We start from the raw sequence: 3,173 nt of genomic DNA on the forward strand, positions 1-3,173 counted from the left end.
TAGTGTGGCAAGGGGCTGAACGTTCTCCTTCCCCTCCCTCTGGGAGAAACGTAAAAGCTCTTTTAGAAATATCCCCCTCTTATCGGGAGGGAGGCTGAGAAACTCCTCAACCGCTCTGGTGCTGAAGCCAAGACCCAACAGGGTGGAGAGAACCTCCCTCCATACCGATACCCTGTCTTCACCGCTCTTTCTCGCCCTATCAAGCTCTATCTCAAGGGTGCCTGCCCTCAGACTTAGCTCTTCAAGCTCTCCTCTGAGCCTATCAACCTCAGCTCTGAGCTTTTCGTTCTCATCGGAGTAAAGGTCAACAAGCTCCTGAAGCTGAAGGAGCTCCCTTATAAGCCTCTTCCTCTCCTTGCGAAGGCTTACAAGCTCTCCCTTACCGCCGACAGGCTCCTCTTCCCTCATCATCTCAAGAAGCTGAAAGAGCTTCCTGTTCGCCTCCAGTAGCCTCCCCTCCTTCTCCCTGTAATCCTCAAGCTCCTTCTGGAGACTCTTTAGCCTCTCCTCCAGCTCCTTTGCCCTCTCCTCCGAGACCCCCCCTTTTCTCTCCCTCTGGACTTTATCTATCTCCTGCTGCAGAAGTCTTAGATGAACCTCAACCCTTTCCCTCTCCCTCACCACCCTGTCTATATCCCTCAGCAGACTCTCCCTTTCAGCTCCTATCTCCTTTAGCCTCTTTTCAGTAGGAGACTCAAAGAGAACAACGAAGGCGAAGGTAAGTATCACAGGAGGCAGGTCCCTGACTATTATCTCCAAATTCCCAAAGTAAACGCTCAGGGCGACTATCTGAAAGAAGAAGAGGTAGCCTATCCACTGAACCGCTCTGTGCCTCTCACCGAAGAGCCAACTTATGTAGAGTACAGAGTTGTAGGCGAGTACGAGAACGAGGTTGTAGGGGTCCTCAGGATACAAGGGGATGGGGGAGAGTTTGAAGCTCGTTATGTACCAGAGGAGGAAGTTGTAAGCTACCACAAGGAAAAGTAAGGTGAGGGCTCCCTGCATGAAGTAAAATTTAATCCCATGAAAAAGGTTTTGATATTCTTGGAAGAGCTCGTTGAGGATGTGGAGTTTCTTTACCCCTACCTTCGTTTCAAGGAAGAGGGGTACGACGTAGTATCGGCGGCTCCCACCATGAGGGAGTACAGGGGAAAGAAGGGGATGAGCTTCAAGCCCGACAGGACCCTCAAGGAGGTTGTCCACGAGAACTTTGACTGCGTCTTCATACCCGGAGGGTACGCCCCCGACAGACTCAGGAGGTACACAGAGGTCCTGAGCTTGGTTAAGAGGCACTACGAGGATGGAAAGCTGATTGCCGCTGTCTGCCACGGTCCCTGGGTGCTTATATCGGCGAAGGTCGTTGAGGGAAGGAGGGTGACGGGCTTCTTCGCTATAAAGGATGACCTTGTAAATGCTGGAGCCAACTACACGGGCGAGCCCGTTGAGGCTGACAAGAACCTGATAACGGCAACAGACCCGAGCTCAATGCTTGATATGGTCAAGGTGATAGTGAGAAAGCTCAGCAAGATGGAAGAGGCTCAGCAGTGATACTCATACTCCTCTTAGCCTTTATCTCCATCTCCTTCGGGAAGGAGTTTGTCCTCGTCAGCGTCTATCCCTTCTACGATGTGGTAAGCGGGATTGGAGAGGGAGCCTACAGCACGGAGGTTCTGATACCCCCAGAGGCTGACTACCATCTGTATGAGCTCTCAAGTGCCGAGCTCCTCAAGATAGCCAAGGCTAAGATAGTTTTCGTCAGCGGGGTTCCCCTCGGAGGCTGGGAGAGAAAGGTAGAGGCTATAGCAAAGAAAAAGGTCGTTAGGCTCGCGAAGGGTACAGGGCACGAAGAGGGGCATGAGAAAGAGCACCTGAGACACGACCCCCACCTATGGATGTCTCCAAAGAGGATGCTCTCGGTCGCCCAAAACACCTTTAAGGGCTTCGTAAGGTATGACCCTTCAAGGAAAGAGCTCTACAGGAAGAACCTAAAGAAGGTGCTCAAAAGGATTGAGGAGCTCCACAGGGAGTACGAGAGAACCCTCAAGAGATGCAGGTATAAGGTCCTTCCGGTGGTTCATCCGTCCCTGAGCTACCTCGCAAGGGACTACGGACTTGAAGAGATTCCTATCGGCTACGGGAGCGCCCACGGAGGGATATCGCCGGGGAACCTCTACGGCTTCTTGAAGAGGATAAAGTCCCTTGGGGTTGATTACGTATTTGATATATACGGCTTCAGGACTAAGATAGCGGAAGTTCTCAGGAGGGAGCAGGGCTTTAGAGTTTACACCCTCAACGTAAAGATAGTTCCCCACGGCAATTACAGGGATTACTTCTCCATAATGGAAGAGAACCTTGAGGTTCTTAGGGAAGCCCTGAAATGCAGGTGATAGAAGTCTCAAACCTTGACTTTTCCTACGACGGGAAGAACAAGGTGCTTGATGGTGTGAGCTTCAGCGTCAATAAGGGTGAGTTTGTGGGTATAGTGGGTCCTAACGGAGCTGGGAAGACGACCCTCTTCAAGGTTCTCCTCGGCTTTCTAAAACCCCTCTCTGGAAAGGTAAGGCTCTTTGGGGAGGATATAAGGAGCTTCAGAGAATGGGACAGGATAGGTTATGTACCTCAGAGGTTGAGTGTGGAGCAAAACTTCCCGGCTACCGTTGAGGAGCTCCTCAACCTCGTCGCCAGCAGAGAGAGGGTCAGGGAGATATCCCACTACCTCCACATTGACAACTTCATGAAGAGTCAGTTCCTAAAGCTCTCGGGGGGACAGCAGCAGCTCGTCCTCCTTGGCATGGCTCTCGCCTCGGACCCGGAGCTTCTACTCCTTGATGAGCCCACCGCAGGGCTGGACATCCACGCCCAGATGCACATAATCCAGATACTCAGGGAGCTCTCAACCAACGAAGGCAAGACCGTACTCATGATATCCCATGACATAGGTCTCGTCCTGAGGAACGTGGACAAGGTCCTCTGTCTGAACAAGAAGGTTTACTACTACGGAGAATCTGAGGGGTCCCTTGAGACCATAGAGGCGGTCTTCGGTATAAGGGGAAGCGTCAGCGATGGAGCTGTTTAGTTACGACTTCGTTCAGCGGGGGATACTCACCGGCTTGATGATAGGCGTTGCCTGTGCTCTCGCAGGGGTCTTTCTTACCCTCAGGAGAATGGCTTTC

The 3,173-nt window shown here is 52.1% G+C and carries 5 protein-coding genes; 4 read left to right on the top strand and 1 reads right to left on the bottom strand.

What is annotated here, in order from left to right; translation table 11 throughout:
- A partial coding sequence (locus AC1HCM_RS01765) for a hypothetical protein (RefSeq protein WP_479460060.1) occupies positions 1–1,005 on the bottom strand: 1,005 nt, incomplete at its 3' end.
- 18 nt (positions 1,006–1,023) lie between these two features.
- Between AC1HCM_RS01765 and AC1HCM_RS01770 the strand changes: the two genes are divergently transcribed.
- From AC1HCM_RS01770 to AC1HCM_RS01785, 4 genes are all read left to right on the top strand, one after another.
- Positions 1,024–1,548, top strand: a complete 525-nt coding sequence (locus AC1HCM_RS01770) for a type 1 glutamine amidotransferase domain-containing protein (protein WP_479460061.1) — start codon at positions 1,024–1,026, stop codon at positions 1,546–1,548.
- On the top strand, positions 1,545–2,387 hold the full coding sequence (locus AC1HCM_RS01775) for a metal ABC transporter substrate-binding protein (RefSeq protein ID WP_479460062.1): 843 nt from the start codon (positions 1,545–1,547) through the stop codon (positions 2,385–2,387). The genes AC1HCM_RS01770 and AC1HCM_RS01775 overlap by 4 nt, the downstream gene beginning before the upstream one ends.
- Complete coding sequence (locus AC1HCM_RS01780) at positions 2,378–3,076, top strand: metal ABC transporter ATP-binding protein (RefSeq protein ID WP_479460063.1); 699 nt, start codon at positions 2,378–2,380, stop codon at positions 3,074–3,076. The genes AC1HCM_RS01775 and AC1HCM_RS01780 overlap by 10 nt, the downstream gene beginning before the upstream one ends.
- On the top strand, positions 3,063–3,173 hold a 111-nt coding region (locus tag AC1HCM_RS01785), incomplete at its 3' end, for a metal ABC transporter permease (RefSeq protein ID WP_479460064.1). The genes AC1HCM_RS01780 and AC1HCM_RS01785, both read left to right, overlap by 14 nt.

It is taken from the genome of Hydrogenivirga sp. (genome assembly GCF_056450045.1).